The 14676-nt window shown below is 62.1% G+C and carries 13 protein-coding genes and 2 pseudogenes; 13 read left to right on the top strand and 2 right to left on the bottom strand.

Going from position 1 to position 14676, the window contains the following annotated elements; genetic code table 11:
• The first annotated feature begins 95 nt into the window (after nucleotides 1-95).
• The 11 genes from IHQ71_RS02100 to IHQ71_RS02150 all read left to right on the top strand — a co-directional run bounded on the left by IHQ71_RS02100 (nucleotide 96) and on the right by IHQ71_RS02150 (nucleotide 11862).
• Nucleotides 96-1463 (top strand): amidohydrolase family protein, encoded by a 1368-nt coding sequence (locus IHQ71_RS02100; RefSeq protein ID WP_258160245.1) that lies wholly within the window; start codon nucleotides 96-98, stop codon nucleotides 1461-1463.
• Between the two features lie 20 nt (nucleotides 1464-1483).
• Nucleotides 1484-2680: an amidohydrolase gene (locus IHQ71_RS02105; protein ID WP_258160246.1), complete on the top strand. Its 1197-nt coding sequence runs from the start codon at nucleotides 1484-1486 to the stop codon at nucleotides 2678-2680.
• 141 nt (nucleotides 2681-2821) lie between these two features.
• The gene (locus IHQ71_RS02110; RefSeq protein ID WP_258160247.1) at nucleotides 2822-3538 is read left to right on the top strand and encodes a GntR family transcriptional regulator; all 717 of its coding nucleotides are present in this window, start codon (nucleotides 2822-2824) and stop codon (nucleotides 3536-3538) included.
• A gap of 399 nt (nucleotides 3539-3937) precedes the next feature.
• On the top strand, nucleotides 3938-5005 hold the full coding sequence (locus tag IHQ71_RS02115) for an ABC transporter ATP-binding protein (RefSeq protein ID WP_258160248.1): 1068 nt from the start codon (nucleotides 3938-3940) through the stop codon (nucleotides 5003-5005).
• A complete protein-coding gene (locus tag IHQ71_RS02120; RefSeq protein WP_258160249.1) occupies nucleotides 5002-5883 on the top strand; it encodes an ABC transporter permease in 882 nt (293 codons plus the stop codon). Before IHQ71_RS02115 ends, IHQ71_RS02120 begins: the two co-directional genes overlap by 4 nt.
• Nucleotides 5880-6653 (top strand): ABC transporter permease, encoded by a 774-nt coding sequence (locus tag IHQ71_RS02125; RefSeq protein ID WP_258160250.1) that lies wholly within the window; start codon nucleotides 5880-5882, stop codon nucleotides 6651-6653. The genes IHQ71_RS02120 and IHQ71_RS02125 overlap by 4 nt, the downstream gene beginning before the upstream one ends.
• A 16-nt stretch (nucleotides 6654-6669) precedes the next feature.
• On the top strand, nucleotides 6670-7719 hold the full coding sequence (locus IHQ71_RS02130) for an extracellular solute-binding protein (RefSeq protein ID WP_258160251.1): 1050 nt from the start codon (nucleotides 6670-6672) through the stop codon (nucleotides 7717-7719).
• Between the two features lie 51 nt (nucleotides 7720-7770).
• The gene (locus IHQ71_RS02135) at nucleotides 7771-8928 is read left to right on the top strand and encodes an amidohydrolase (protein ID WP_258160252.1); all 1158 of its coding nucleotides are present in this window, start codon (nucleotides 7771-7773) and stop codon (nucleotides 8926-8928) included.
• A gap of 13 nt (nucleotides 8929-8941) precedes the next feature.
• Nucleotides 8942-9598, top strand: coding sequence for a flavin reductase family protein (locus tag IHQ71_RS02140; RefSeq protein ID WP_258160253.1), 657 nt, complete (start codon nucleotides 8942-8944; stop codon nucleotides 9596-9598).
• The gene (locus tag IHQ71_RS02145) at nucleotides 9598-10332 is read left to right on the top strand and encodes an aspartate/glutamate racemase family protein (RefSeq protein WP_258163007.1); all 735 of its coding nucleotides are present in this window, start codon (nucleotides 9598-9600) and stop codon (nucleotides 10330-10332) included. Before IHQ71_RS02140 ends, IHQ71_RS02145 begins: the two co-directional genes overlap by 1 nt.
• A gap of 48 nt (nucleotides 10333-10380) precedes the next feature.
• Nucleotides 10381-11862, top strand: coding sequence for an amidohydrolase family protein (locus tag IHQ71_RS02150; protein ID WP_258160254.1), 1482 nt, complete (start codon nucleotides 10381-10383; stop codon nucleotides 11860-11862).
• A 522-nt stretch (nucleotides 11863-12384) separates the two neighbouring features.
• Here IHQ71_RS02150 and IHQ71_RS02155 read toward each other — a convergent pair.
• A complete protein-coding gene (locus tag IHQ71_RS02155; protein WP_258160255.1) occupies nucleotides 12385-12606 on the bottom strand; it encodes a hypothetical protein in 222 nt (73 codons plus the stop codon).
• A gap of 294 nt (nucleotides 12607-12900) precedes the next feature.
• On the opposite strand from IHQ71_RS02155, the pseudogene IHQ71_RS02160 reads away from it, so the two are divergent.
• Nucleotides 12901-13118: pseudogene (locus tag IHQ71_RS02160) on the top strand (hypothetical protein); the annotation flags it as partial.
• 19 nt (nucleotides 13119-13137) lie between these two features.
• On the opposite strand, the pseudogene IHQ71_RS31995 reads toward IHQ71_RS02160, so the two are convergent.
• A pseudogene (locus IHQ71_RS31995) lies at nucleotides 13138-13233 on the bottom strand (IS630 family transposase); the annotation flags it as partial.
• 272 nt (nucleotides 13234-13505) lie between these two features.
• On the opposite strand from IHQ71_RS31995, the gene IHQ71_RS02165 reads away from it, so the two are divergent.
• On the top strand, nucleotides 13506-14669 hold the full coding sequence (locus IHQ71_RS02165; RefSeq protein ID WP_258163008.1) for an ABC transporter substrate-binding protein: 1164 nt from the start codon (nucleotides 13506-13508) through the stop codon (nucleotides 14667-14669).
• Nucleotides 14670-14676: the final 7 nt, after the last annotated feature.

Here is a 14676-nt window from a genome sequence, read left to right on the forward strand (position 1 = left end):
AATACATAAACGGTACACAATTTCAAGCGGCGATTTCACCTTTGCATTTGCATCTGCGAAATCGCTGATAAATGTTTCCCAGGAGGAATACGCGGATGACCAGACCCTTGTTGATCGAAGGTGGTGTCGTCGTCACCATGGATGCGGGGCGGCGCGTGTTCCAGAAGGGACATGTGCTTGTCAGCGAAGGACGAATCGTAGCGGTCGGCGAGGCGGCAATTGACCCACCGGCGGGTGCGGAGCTCATCGATGCTTCCGGGATGGTGGTCATGCCCGGCCTGATCGACACACATGCCCATGCTGGTCATACGCTGACCAAAGGGCTCGGCGACGATTCAGAACAGTGGATGAATGTCACCGGCCGCATCTACGCACAGGCGACCGATTCGGAGTTCTGGGCGGCGGAAGCGGGCCTGTCGGCTTGCGAGCGCATCAAATGCGGTACGACGACATCAGCACTGTTGTTCGGCGGCGGCCCTGACATCATGCGCACGGATGATGCCGAGGCGGCTGAGGCGCATCTTGATGTCATCGCCGATATGGGCCTGCGCGAGGTGCTGGCGGTCGGTCCGAACCGCCGCGACTCGCCCTGGGCCTATCGTAAGTACGGACAGGGATCGTATACCGAATTTGAAATCTCTCCGGAGGCGCAGCTTTCCGTCAGCGTGGCATTGATCGACCGATGGCAGGGGCGGAATGACCGGCTGCATATAGCGATGTCGCTCCCCGTCTTCACCGCGCGGGAACTCGAGGATGAGCATATCCATGCCATTTGCCGGCAGGTGCGCGATCTCGCGCGTCAAAAGGGCGTGCTTCTCGTTCAGGACGGACACCGGGACGGCTCCATCGCCGCCAATGCCGAGCGCCTCGATCTGTTCGATGGCCGCTCCCTGCTTGCGCATTGCATTGATCTGACCGAAGCCGATATTGCCGTGCTCAAGCGCACCGGCGCGAAAGTGGCGCACAATCCGAGCGCGCTGATGTCGGTATACGGCCGCTGCCCCGCGCCGGAACTGATCGAGGCCGGTGTCACCGTTTCGCTAGGGACCGATGCCGCGGCGCCCGACCGGCCGTTCGACATGTTCCGCAACCTGTTCCAGGCGCATCGCTATCACGCGCGCCATTTCAGGGACGATGCCGTGCTGCCGCCTATGCAACTCCTTGAAATGGCGACGATCGAGGGCGCGAGGGCGCTCTGCATGGAAGACGAGATCGGCTCTCTGGAGCCGGGCAAGCGCGCGGATATCGTCCTTGTCAACATGCGCCAGCCGCATCTCTGGCCGCCGGTCCATCCGGTGCAGCGGCTGGTGCGCTTCGCCAACGGCGCGGATGTCGATACGACGATCGTCGGCGGCAGAATTCTGATGCGCGGACGACAGCTTGTCGGCATGGATGAGAACGCCATTCTGGACCGCGCGGAGCGGGCCTTTCATCGGATGGCTGAGCGCGCGCAACTTGTTTGAGGAAATCGGAAAGCATTGAGATGACCGCAGATATTCTTGTTCGCAACATCAGGCCCCTTGGCGGGGAACTCACGGACCTGTTCATCCGCAATGGCCGCTTTTCCGAGGGTCCGATCGAAGGCGCCGTGACGGAGATCGATGGGGCCGGGCAGATCGCGCTACCGGGATTCGTCGAGGCCCATACGCATCTCGACAAGACGATGGTGGGGATGGACTGGTTCCGCAACGAGGTCGGCCCGACCCGGAACGACCGCATCCTGGCGGATCGCCGGGGCAAGCGCGAACTCGGCATCGATGCCCGCCGGCAATCGGCCCGGCAGGTCGCGCAGACATTGCGCTACGGCGTCACGCATATCCGCAGCCATGTCGATGTGGATACCGAGATCGGCATCGCCAACGTCGAGGGCGTCGTGGCGACGCGCGAGGCATTCCGCGATCTCGTCGACGTGCAGATTGTCGCTTTTCCGCAGAGCGGCATGCTGGTGCGCGAGGGCACGCTCGATCTCATGGACGAGGCGCTGAAGGCCGGCGCCGATATCGTCGGCGGCATCGATCCCGGTACCATCGACCGTGACCCTGTCCGGCATCTCGACGCGATCTTTTCCCTCGCCGAGCGTTACGGCAAGCCGGTCGACATTCATCTGCATGAACCCGGTGATCTCGGCGCATTCTGCCTCGAACTGATCATCGAGCGCGTGCGGGCGCATGCGATGCAGGGCCGCGTGATGGTGAGCCATGCCTATTGCCTCGGCATGCTGGATGGGCCACGTCAGGCCTCGTTGATCGAGTCTCTTGCACGGGAGAGGATCTCGGTAATGACAGTCGGCAGTCCCTCCGCGCCGGCATTGCCGTTGCGCATGATGCGGCAGGCCGGCGTCGTCGTAGCCTCTGGCTCCGATGGGATTCAGGGCACATGGGAGCCGTGGGGCAATGGCGACATGCTGGAGCGGGCGAAATATCTCGCCCAGCGTAACGGCTGGACCAACGACGCCGATCTGGAAGAAACCGCACGTATCTGCACCTTTGGCGGCGCGGAGGGGATTGATCTGGCCGACTACGGATTGTCGCCGGGTTGCCTGGGCAATGTTGTCCTCATGCCGGCACGCACGCTGGCGGAAGCGGTAGCGCTCACGCCACGGCAGCGCACGGTGATCTGCCGCGGCCGGTTGGTCGTCGATAGGGGCGTTTCGATCGTCGAGCCGCCGAATGTCGAATAGGGGGTAGGTCGGATCGCGGCGTGCATTGTATCCAATTCATGGGGGCCAAGTGACGTTGGCGGTTGACTTTACGCCGAAGACAACGCGTTGGTAGTATTCAGCCGCAGGCTACACCATCAGGGAATTAAGATTAGGACTATCATGACACCTCCGGTCAGTGAGAAAAGCGAAAAGTCGGCGACCTCCAAGTCCGATGCTGTATACCGTACCCTGAAGCGCGCGATCCTTGACCAGGCGCTGGCAGCGGGAACCAAGCTGCCGGAGGACTCGATCGGCGAGCGGCTGGGCGTCAGCCGCACCATCGTGCGGCAGGCCCTGGCGCGGCTGAATGGCGAGGGCCTGATCGAGCAGCGTCCGCACAAGGGCGCCTGCGTGGCCCAGCCCAGTCTTCAGGACGGGCGCGACATTTTCGCCGTGCGCCAGGCACTCGAGGCCCTGGTCGTCGATACGCTCGCAGGCAAGCTCACCCCGCAGCAGATCAAGCAGCTCGAGACCCATGTCGACGCGGAAGACACGGCTCGCGCCAACAATTCCGCCAATTCCATCCAACTCGCGGGCGAGTTCCACGTGCTGCTGGCGCAATTGACTGACAATGATGTACTGGCGCGCTATGTGACCGAACTTGTATCCCGTTCGTCGCTGATCCTGTCACTCTACGGCCGCCCGCATTCGTCGGATTGCGCCGTTTCGGAGCATCGCGAGATCATCCAGGCGCTTGTCAACTCCGACCGCAAGAAGGCCTGCTCGCTGATGGAAGAGCATATCGACGCCATCACCACGCGGGCATTGCTGAAGGGAAATCCGGAGAAGGATTTTCCCGATCTGCTGGTTGCCTATGCCAAGGCGGAAGGTCTTTAGAGCCTCTTGCATTGAAATGGAGCCGGTTCTGTTGGCTCAAGCGGAGTCGCTTGTTGACCGGCCGGCGCGCGTCGTAGCTCCGGCAGAACCGATTCCATTTCAATGCAAGAGTCTCTAAGACCCTTCGTTCGGGTCACTTCGCGCATAGCCTCAGCCATCATCGAGACCTAAATTGGCACGTGCCGTCGGCGCGGGCATGATTATCCATTGCGATGCCCGCGTCGAACCTCACCGCGGCTACTCGCACGGGACACGAAACCACGATTCTCAGGCGGGACACAATCCATTGGTGATTGCCTCATAAAATATTGTGTCCTCATTTATGATAAAATTGCATACATTGTCTTGACAACATCGTATGCCGTGTAGGACCTTGTGCGAAAGAGCCGAGGGGCCTGCATGGTAGACGCATCCAATTCGCCTACGATTTCCATCCGGAATATCAGCAAGAGCTTCGGCAAGGGCATCTATGCCATCCGTGTGCTCGACGATGTCTCGCTCGATATCGGCAAACGCGAGTTCTTCACGCTTCTCGGCCCTTCGGGCTGCGGCAAGACCACGCTGCTCCGCCTGATCGCTGGCTTCGAGACATCCGATAGCGGCTCCATCGCCATCGAGGGGCGCGACGTCACGGCCGCCCCACCCTTCCACCGGCCGGTCAACACGGTCTTCCAGAGCTACGCGCTTTTCCCGCACCTGACGGTCGAGCAGAACGTGGCCTTCGCGCTGGAGGAACAGCGCCAGCCACGCGAGGCGATCCGCACCCGCGTCGGCGAGGTGCTGGAAATGGTGCGGATGAGCGCCTTCGGCAGCCGCCGCCCGGCCGAATTGTCAGGCGGGCAGCAACAGCGCGTGGCGCTGGCCCGGGCGCTCGCGCCGCGACCGCGCGTGCTACTGCTCGACGAACCTCTCTCCGCGCTCGATCTCAAGCTGCGCAAGGAGATGCAGATCGAGCTCAAGCAGTTGCAGGAAGAGGCCGGCATCACCTTCCTGTTCGTGACCCATGACCAGGAAGAGGCGCTGACGCTCTCGGATCGGGTCGCGGTCATGCAGTCGGGCCGAATCCTGCAGATGGGCCCGCCGCGCGAGATCTACGAGACACCGACGCACCGCTTCGTCGCGGATTTTATTGGCGACATCAATCTCATGGAAGGCGAGGCGCTGGCAGGCGGCGGCGTGCGGCTCGATGCCGGCGCGGTCCTGCCGCTGACCCATTGCAAGTCGGGCCGGGTCACCGTGGCGATCAGGCCCGAACGCGCGCGTCTCGTGCCCGCAGGTCAAGGCGCGCTGGAAGCCACGATCATCCATTCGGCCTATCTGGGCACGGCGATGCTTCACAAGCTCGGCCTGCCCGACGGCAGCACATTCCTGTTGCGCCAGCTGGAATCGTCGGGGTTTGCCTGCGGCAACGGCGAGCGGGTCGGACTGGCCCTGCCGGCGGAAGCGTTGCGGGTGCTGGAGCAATGACCGGTCCATCCGCCATCCGAACCTCTGCTCTGCTCTCGCCGGCACTGTTGGCAATCGTGCTGCTGATCGGCGCGCCGCTCGGCCTGATGGCCTGGATCTCGCTGCTCGAAAAGGGCGGAACCAGCGGTGTCGACTGGAGTTCGGCGCCGTCGCTCGCCAATTACATCAGGTTGGTGTGGGAAGAAGACTTCGACGGCACGATGATCGTCAACACCACCTACCTGACGATCTTTCTGCGCTCCGTCGCCCAGGCTGCTGTCACCACGATCCTCTGCCTTGTCCTCGGCCTGCCGGTGGCGCTGTGGATGGCGGGGCTCTCGCGGTCGAACCGCGAAATCATGCTGCTGGTGATCACCATTCCGTTCTGGACCAATCTTCTGGTCCGCAACTACGCCTGGCTCATCATCCTGCGCGAAGACGGCTGGACCGCGCAGTTCGTCAATGCCGTTCTACCCTTCGGGCCGGTGCAACTGCTCTACAATGATATCGCCGTCGCGATCGGGCTCACCTACTCCTTCCTGCCGTTCATGATCCTGCCGATCTACACCGTCTTCGAAAAATTCGACTGGCGGCTGGTCGAGGCGGCGCACGACCTCGGTGCCAATCGCCGCCGTGCGCTCAAGCGCGTGGTGCTGCCGATCGCCACGTCTGGCATCGTTGCGGGGTGCCTGCTTGTCTTCATCCCCTGCCTTGGCGCCTTCGTGACGCCGGCGCTGCTCGGCGGCGGCAGGACGCTGATGTTGGGCAATATCATCCAGATGCAGTTCGGCGCCTCGCGCAACTGGCCGTTCGGCGCGGCACTTTCCGTCGTGCTCCTCTCATTGATGCTGATAGCCATGACCGGCATGGCGCTCTGGCGCAACAGGAGGGCGGCATGAACCCCAGGCGCTTTCCGCTGACGCGCGAAATCTCGATCGCCGTTCTGGTCTATCTCTATGTGCCCGTCATCGTGCTGATCGCCTACAGTTTCAATGCCAACCGCACGGCGACGGTGTGGACCCATGCGTCGTTCGACTGGTACAGCCGGATCGTCGTCAATCCCTCCATCCAGTCAGCGGCGACCAATTCGCTGATACTCGCCGTCTGCGCCGCCACCGCCGCGACGCTGTTGGCGCTGATGGCGGCGCTCGGCACGCGGCGCTCATTCTTCGGTCGCGGCGCCTCCGAGACAATCCTCAACATGCCCCTGATCCTGCCCGAGATCGTCGTGGCGGTGGCGACGCTCCTGCTGTTCGTGTCGCTGGGCATCCAGCTCGGCATGGGGGCGATGATCCTGGCGCATACGGCCTTCTGCATCCCTTTTGCTTACCTTCCCATCCGCGCCCGCCTCGAAGGCATCAGCGGGGTTTACGAAGAGGCGGCGCAGGATCTCTATGCCAACCGCTTCCGCACCTTCCGCCGCGTGACGATGCCGCTCCTGTGGCCGGGCGTGATGGCCGGGTTCACGCTGGCCTTCGTCACCAGCCTCGACGACTTCCTGACCTCGTTTTTCCTCGCCGGCCCCGGCACCACGACGCTGCCGGTCTACATCTTCTCGGCCATCCGTGCCGGCATCACGCCGGAGATCAACGCCATCTCGGCGGTGATGCTGATGGTTTCGGTCCTGCTCGTTTCATTGTCGTTTTTTCTCGGCCGTCTGCGCCGCTAACAAGGAGGAGTATAGCATGTCCCTGAAATCCTGTTTCGGTGCCGCCCTGGCCGCCGTAGCTTTCCTCGCCGCGCCCGCAGCGGCGCAGGATGCCGAGAAGACGCTCTATTTCTACAACTGGACCGACTATTATCCGGTCGATCTGCTGAAGAAATTCGAAAGCGAGACCGGAATCAAGGTCATTCTCGACGGCTTCGACAGCAACGACACGCTGCTGGCGAAACTCCAATCCGGCGGCGCGTCCTACGACGTGATCGTGCCGAGCGACTATGTCATCCCCGGCCTCATCAAGGATGGACTGCTCAAGAAGATCGACACCCACAGCATGTCGAACTACGTCCACATGAAGGACGCCTTCAAGAACCCGGATTTCGACCCGAAGCACGAATATTCCGCACCCTATCTCTGGGGCGTGACGGGCCTCGCCTATGACAGCGCACAGGTCGAAGGCGGCAAGGTGGAGGCGAGCTGGAAGGAATATTTCGAGCCTCGCACCGATCTCGTCGGCAAGATCGCGGCACTCGACACGGCAAGCGACGAGATTCTCGCCGCCTCGATCTATCTCGGTATCCCGCAATGCACTGAGAGCAACGATGACGCTGCGAAGATCCTGAAGCTGCTTCAGGATCAGAAGGACAAGCTGAAGCTCTACAGTTCCGACAGCACCGTCGACCGGCTGGCCTCGGGTGAGGTCGCGATGTACCACGTCTGGAACGGCGCCACCGCACGCGCCACGGCGCAGCGCAGCTCGATCCGCTTCCTCTACCCGAAAGAGGGCACGCCGATGTTCCGCGATAATTTCGCGGTCCCGGCCAATGCGCCACATCCGGAAAACGCCAAGATCTTCATCAACTGGATGATGGCGCCGGAAAATGCAGCCGCCGTATCGAACGCGATCGCCTATGCCAATGCCATCAAGTCCGACGAGTTCCTCAACGACCAGTGGCGCAAGATGGACGCGATCAACATGCCGGCCGAATATGCCAGCCGCCTGGTGCCGACAAAGGATTGCGGCCCAAAGGCGCGCGAACTGCGTGACCGAATCTGGACCCGCCTGAAGGGCTGACGGCCAACGGCGCGGTCCGCAAGGGCCGCGCCCCTATCTCAAGAGGCAAGCATGATCACGACCTATTCGAACCTGTATGATATCGATGGAAACACCATCGGCATAAGCTGCGCCGACGGCAAGATCCGGGAAATCGGCCCCGATGTGACCGGTCCTGACGCCATCGATTGCGGTGGGCGGCTGGTTCTGCCTGCTTTCGTCGAACCACACGTGCATCTCGACAAGACGCTGTGGGGCGAGGCCTGGCAGCCCGGCCAGCGGTCACCGAGGCTGCGCGACTATATCGATAACGAACGCAAGGTCCTGTCCGCCAACCAGACGGCGCCGGACGAGCGCGCCGCACGCCTGCTCACGGAGATGCTGCGCCACGGCACGACGGCGGTGCGGTCGCATATCGATGTGGCACCCGATATGGGCCTCGCGCATGTCGAGGCGATGCTGCGGCTGCGCGACGAATGGCGCGACAAGGTGGACCTGCAATTCGTGGCCTTTCCGCAGCAAGGCCTGCTCTGCCGTCCGGGCACGGCGGAGCTGATCCGGGCGGCGATCGACATGGGCGTCGAGACGGTCGGCGGGCTCGATCCCGCAGGCATCGATGGCGACCCCGAGGGACAATTGAATTTCATCTTCGATCTCGCGGTCGAGAAAGGCGCCGGCATCGACATCCACCTGCATGACAAGGGCGACCTCGGCGCCTGGCAGATCGAGCGGATCGCCGACCACACGGAAGCATCGGGTCTCGCGGGCAAGGTGATGATTTCGCACGCCTATTGCCTCGGCATGATTTCCGGTGCCCGTCTCGAGAAGATCGGCCGCAGGCTCGCTGATCTCGGTATATCCCTGATGACCTCGGCGCCGGCGGATGTCGCCGTGCCGCCGGTGGAGGCGCTTACCCAGATGGGCGTGACCGTATGCTGCGGTTCGGACGGCATCCGCGATTCCTGGTCACCCCTGGGCAATGGCGACATGCTCGAGCGCGCCTTCCTGACCGCCTATCGCTTCGACTGGAACACGGACGAGGATTTCCGGCGCGCGATCGGCTGCGCGACCGACGCCGCGGCGCGCGCCATCGGCCTCGCGGACTACGGCTTGAAGCCCGGCAACCGTGCCGACTTCGTGATGATCGAGGCCATCAATGCCGGCGATGCCCTCTGCCGCCGGCCGGGCGGCCGTCGCGTCGTGCGATGCGGCGCTATTGTGGCGGGCTGATCGGAACGAAATCATGGATATAGACTTCACTGCAATTTCCGGCCCGGACAAGTATCGGCTGCTCACCAATTTCGTCGGGCCGCGGCCGATTGCGCTCGTCGGCACGCGCTCGCCGGCAGGCCACAACAATGCCGCGCCGATGAGCTTCTTCAACGTCTTTTCGCATGAGCCGCCGCTGGTGGTGCTCGGCATTCAGGCCCGCGGTAACGGCGACGAGAAGGATACGGTCGGCAATATCCGCCGCACCGGCGAATTCGTGGTCAATATGGTCGATATGTCGATCGCCGAGGCGATGATCGTCTGCAGCGTCAACTTCGCTTCCGATATCGACGAGCTCGACTTCGCCGGTCTGACGCCGGTGGCCTGCAACCAGATCGATGTCAGCAGGATCGCGGAGAGCCCCTGCAGCTTCGAGTGCCGGCTGGAGCGCTTCATCGATTATCCCAACCGTTCACTTGTTATCGGCGAGGTCGTACACATGCATGTGCCCGACCGGTGCCTCGATGTGCAGGGGCGCTACGTCAATCCGGAGACCTACCAGCCCATCGCACGGCTGCATGCCGACAATTACATTGCCTCCGACCGGCAGTTCGAGCTCAAGAAGTCCGATGCACTGCTACCCTATGAGGCGTCGCAGGTGACGCCGAGGCCGGAAAGGATAGCCCGATGATCCGCATCCATGTCATCAATCCCAACTCCACCACCTCGATGACCGACCAGATCGCCCGCGCGGCAGGCGCCGCAAAGGCCGACGGTACCGAGATCGACGCGGTGACCGCAAAGGGAACGCCCGCCTCGATCGAAGGCTATTCCGACGAGGCGATGTCGGTCCCATCAATGCTGTCGGCGATCCGCGAGGCCGAGGCGCGGGGTGCTTCCGCCCACGTGATTGCCTGTTTCGACGATCCGGGCCTTGCCGCCGCCCGCGAAGTGGCGGCCGGTCCGGTCATCGGCATATGCCAGGCGGCGGTGCAGGTTGCCGTCACCATTGCCGCTCGCTTCTCCGTGATCACCACCTTGCCCCGGTCAGTCCCCGTCATCGAGGATCTCGTCGCGCATTACGGCGCCAGTGGCCGTTGCCGGCGGGTGAGGGCAGTGGACTTGCCGGTGCTTTCGCTTGAGGCCGACGCGGCGACTGCGCGGATGAAACTGTTGGCGGAGGCTCGGGCAGCGCTACGCGACGATGGTGTCGATGCGATCGTTCTGGGTTGCGCCGGCATGGCGGAGCTCTGCGAATGGCTGTCCCAGGAAATCGGCGTGCCCGTCATCGACGGCGTCACGGCTGCGGTGAAGCTCGCCGAGGCGATGGCGGGCGGCGGGTTTCGCACGTCGAAGGCGGGCGCCTACGCCTATCCGCGTGACAAGTCGGCGGATCTGGCGGGTGCCCCCGCGCTCGCGCATTAATACCTTCCTTCATGTGTGAAATCACAAAACCTCATTGAGGAGACGCTCGTGAACTTGACCGATCTCACCCTCGGCACCCGTCCGGCCGGACGAACAGCGCTATCGGCGCGCTGGATCGTGGCTCACGCCAATGGACGTCATCATCTCCTGCGCGACGGCGAGATCGTCATCGAAGGCTCCGAGGTGCTCTATGTCGGTGAGCGCTTTCCGGGTGAAGTTGCACGCCGCATCGAACTGGGGGACATGCTGGTCTCGCCGGGTTTCGTTGATCTCGATGCCCTGTCCGACCTCGACACCACGCTGTTGACGGTCGATTACGGTCCCGGCTGGGCCACCGGCCGCGTCTGGCCCCGCGCTTACGTCGAGCGCGGGCCCTATGAAATGTATTCGCCCGAGGAACTGGCCTTCCAGAAGCGCTTTGCCTTCAGCCAGCTCCTGCTCAACGGCATCACCACCGCGCTGCCCATTGCCTCGCTCTTCTATCGCGAATGGGGCGAAACCGTCGCCGAATTCGAAGCGGCTGCGGAAGCCGCCGGAGAGCTGGGCCTGCGCGTCTACCTCGGTCCCGCCTATCGCTCCGGCGGCATTGTTTGCGAAGCGCCCGATGTGCTGGAGCCGATCTTCGATGAGGCGCGTGGCCTGCGCGGATTGGAGGATGCTCTCGCCTTCGCCGGCCGTATCGCCGGGCGGCACCAGGGTCTCGTACAGGCCATGCTGGCTCCGGACCGCGTTGAGACCAGTACGCTTACCCTGCTGAAACGGACCATGGCTGCGTCGGCGGAGATGGGACTGCCGGTCCGGCTGCATATGGCGCAGGGCAAGATGGAGCGCCGGATCATGGCAAAGCTGCACGGCATGACCGCGCCGCAATGGCTTGCTCGGCACGACCTTCTCAACGATCGGCTGATCGCACCGCACGCGGTCGAGGCGGAGCCGGAAGATCTGGAACTGTATGCCGCGCATGGGGTCACGATTGCCCACTGCCCGCTGGTCTTCGCCCGTGATGGCGGGATACTGCGTTCGTTCCGCCGTTGCCGCGATCTCGGCATCCGGATCGGCATGGGCACGGATACGGCTCCGCCCGACATGGTGCTCAACATGGCGGTCGGCCTGATGACCGGGAGAATCGCGGAAGGTGGGGTCAAGGGTATAGCCACGTCGGAAATCTTCGACGCTGCCACGATATCAGGCGCCGATGCATTGGGGCGCCCCGATCTCGGTCGACTGCAGCCCGGCTCGAAGGCGGATATCGCGATCTTCGACCTTAGCGACCCCCGCTTCGCGCCGACCGTTGATCCCGTGCAGTCACTGATATTTGGTGCGACCGGTCGTGTGACGCGTGCTGTCTTCGTCGATGGCCGGCTTTCGATGCGCGACGGCGCAGTCGCGGGATTTGACGTCGAGGCGGGCCGACATCGAGCGCAGGCACAGTTCGAGCGGATGTATGCAAAGTATCCGGAGCGAAGCTGGGGGCATCCCAGGCTTGAAGACATGTTCCCGCCGACATATCCCCTGCTTGACATCGCGTGACGGCATGCGCCGAGCGCATGTCCTCTAACCGACGGAAATGTCGCGTCTCTTTGGCGCGCAATATTTCAGGAGGTTCGTCTGGGGAAGATTTGGTGGTGGGGGCAGTCCAGCGAGAACAAGTCTCCTTTCTGGCATATTCCCTGCTCTCGGGGAAAATACAGGGAAATTTCAATGAAAGTCGCCTCTGCCTCGGCTTCGTCCACGATAATTAGTGAGCTCTTTCAAGGCATTCCTGACGAATTCCCTATTTCCAAAACAGGGAATTCTCTTCGCGCTTGTAGGGAATTACAGATCGGGTACTGGGAACGGCGCCAGCCTCAGGCGGTCCTCAGCGCTGTCTGCAAAGGTATCGGTAAGCACGATCGGTGGCTTGAGAGGATGGAGATTCAGTGCATATTAGGCGCGGGGCACACAAGCGTCTGAGAGCCACCCCGGGTATAGGTGCTTCGGCCGGTTGCGAATGATTGCAGAGTGCACATTTTCGCCATTCTTATGCACGCGTAACGCCGCTATACGCGTCCGCTAAGAAGACCATCCGTTTATGCCTGCAAGCGTCGTGAAATGCTCTCGACTCCACTGTTTTAGCGGATCCAGCTCTTCGAGTCGATGTTCGGCCCATACCATCCACTCGGCAATGGTCCTGCCGTCGATCTCCGCCTCCGGCTGCATTTTAGCGGCCTGGATAGCCTTGAGGAACGCTTGCGCGATATCCGCCGTCACGGCGCTGCTGCGCCAGTTGGACAAAGTTGCGCCAGCGGGTGTTATCCTCTTTCCGCCGTTGCGGCTCCTCGGAGCGCGCCGCTCGGCGATCTACCGCAGGCGTTCTTCTTGCTCGCGATGTTTCCGCCGTTCGACCAGCATAGGGCCCGCAGCCGCGAAGGTCGCAACGAAATCCGGCAGCAAGTTTCCATGGCCGCCGCTGTGAGTTCACCCCGGATTTGCGCCAGGATTTCTCGATGATAGTATTTCTTCATCCCCGGCCAGCTCTCAGTGCAATTAACACCCTCACGCAAATACGAAGGCGCATACCATGACATAGCCGCTCAACGCTGGAAGATCTTCGCCAACGAGCAGGGCTCCCTGAGCCTGCAGTTCTCAAGGCAGTTTTCGAAATTGTCTAGCGGGTTTACGCGTCCTGGTGGAGTCCTCCAGAACGTGCAGTTTTGGCAGAAAACGTTCTCCAGCGGATCGATGCACATGTTGAATCAATGACGCCGATACCTAGCACTTCGCGCTCAGTGAGACCGGCGGCTTAGGATCAGAGAGATGACGTTACCCGCCCATCTTATCCGGCGCAACACTGCCCGTTCGGCGTTGCCTTTTAGCCCATTTGATGGCGCTCGACGGCGCAACCTTCAGCGCCGCCGCAACCTCATGGCCGGTTCCGGATAAATTGCAAACCGGTCTAACACTTGAAACGAGCGCGCTCTACGTAATTTTTCTACATAAAAGTAGTAAAGCAAAAAATTATATGTTGCAAAGTTTCCTGAACTCGATTAGCTACGCCGTGCGTTGGGAGGGCCGGCGCTGAAAGTGGGAGGAAAAATATGCGTTCATTGTCTTTGCGGGCGGGTATGTCGCTACTCGCATGCGCTGCATTCATCGGCGGGCCGGCATCCGCGGCGGAACTAACGTTTTGGTCGATGTGGAACGAGCCTGAGCCGCAAGCGGTCGCGCTGCGGAAAATCATGGACAACTATACCAAGGCTCATCCGGAAACGACGTTTAAGGTCGTCTGGAACGGCAGGCAGAATCAGACCAAGCTTCGCGCCGCGTTGCAGGCCAGCACTCCGATCGACTTCATGGACCAGGATGCCGACCAACTGGCCGGCGGCCTGCAGAAGGAAGGACTCGGCTACGACCTGACGGCATCGCTTGCCGACGTGAAAAGCGATTTCCTGCCCGGAGTGCTCGACCTGTTTGCAGAGGGCGGCAAGACCTACCAGGTGCCCTATGTCTACAACACGGTGAATTTCTGGTACGGCAAGGACATGCTCAAGGAAGTCGGCGGCACCGTGCCGCAGACGTTCGGCGACCTGCTCAAGCTGTGCGAGGCGACCAAAAAGGCCGGCAAGCACGCCTTGGTGATCGAAAGCAATGTCGCCTTCTACAATATCCTGTACTTCTCGCACTATCTTTCGCGTTCGAAGGGTAGCGGCGAACTGGTGAAGATCTTTGAGGACAAGTCCGGCGAGGGCTGGAAGGATCCGGCCGTGCTTGCCGCCGCAAAGGCAACGCGCGGGCTTTGGGATGCCGGCTGCATTGCTGAAGATGCGCGTGGCTTCCAGTATCCGGCGGGCCAGCAGACGATCGCGCTCGGCGACACGCTGGCCGAACTGGTCGGTTCCTGGCTGCCGACGGAACTCGCGGAGAGCACCGGCAAGGACTTCCCGTGGGGTGCCTTCAATTTCCCCGCTGTGGAAGGTGGCGTCGGCAAGGCGACCGATATCGAGGTCGGCCTCCTCTCGTTCATGGTCCTCAAGAACGCGCCGAATGCTGCCGAGGCGGCGGACTTCCTGAAATACGTCATGAGTGAGGAAGCACAGAACATCCTCGTTGCGGACGGCGGCGTTGGCGTCACGCGCAAGGGCGTGGCCTGGCCTGCGGTTCTCGGCGATGCTTACGAATCGGCAAGCAAGGCGACCGCCTTGTCGCCCTTCGCAGGCGGGCTCAGCGTCGCGTATCCTGACTTCGCCTCGACGATTCTCAATCCGGAATTCAACAAGATGTTCCTTGGTGAAATCACGCCGGAGCAGTTCGTCGAGACCATGGCCGCACAGACCAAGACGTACTGGGCGGGCAAATAGCACCAGC

Origin of the sequence: Rhizobium sp. TH2 (assembly GCF_024707525.1) — a bacterium.
Taxonomy (GTDB): domain Bacteria; phylum Pseudomonadota; class Alphaproteobacteria; order Rhizobiales; family Rhizobiaceae; genus Rhizobium_E.